General features: G+C 50.7%; 1 protein-coding gene. It reads left to right on the top strand.

From position 1 onward, the window contains the following. Positions 1-10: 10 nt before the first annotated feature. On the top strand, positions 11-759 hold a 749-nt coding region (locus R7040_RS26095), incomplete at its 3' end, for an FAD-dependent oxidoreductase (RefSeq protein ID WP_318097523.1).

The raw sequence follows: 759 nt of genomic DNA, 5'->3' as shown, positions 1-759 counted from the left end.
TAAAAGTTATATGAACACAAATCGTGAACATGAATGTGATGTGTTAGTGGTAGGGAGTGGCGCTGCGGGCTTGTCGTTGGCTTTACGTGTCGCAAACCACTGTAAAGTAATGGTACTTAGCAAAGGACCGCGCAGCGAAGGGGCAACTTACTACGCTCAAGGCGGTATCGCCGCTGTGTTCGATGAATCCGACACCATTGAGTCGCACGTTGAAGATACCCAAATTGCCGGGGATGGTATCTGCGACGAAGAGACCGTGAGATTCATTGCAGAACACTCAAAAGAATGTGTGCAATGGCTGATTGACGGCGGTGTACCGTTTGACCGTGAAGACGATGATTCTGACGATGAACCTCGTTACCACCTAACCCGCGAAGGTGGCCACAGCCGCCGCCGTATTCTGCACGCCGCAGACGCAACCGGTATGGCAATGCAAACCTCATTGCAGGACAACGCCCACAACCATCCCAATATTCATGTTCTTGAACGCCACAACGCTCTGGACTTGATCACTGAAGATAAAATCGGCGGTGATAAAAACAAAGTCATCGGTGCCTATATCTGGAACCGAAACGAAGAGCACGTAGAAACCGTGCGCGCCAAATTTGTGGTTCTAGCGACAGGTGGCGCGTCAAAGGTTTATCAATACACCTCTAACCCTGATGTCTCATCGGGTGATGGTATTGCTATCGCGTGGCGAGCTGGCTGTCGAGTGGCGAACTTAGAGGTCAACCAGTTCCACCCAACTTGCCTTTACCA

It is taken from the genome of Vibrio sp. 1069 (genome assembly GCF_033340555.1).
This window is presented reverse-complemented; position numbering and strand designations above follow the sequence as displayed.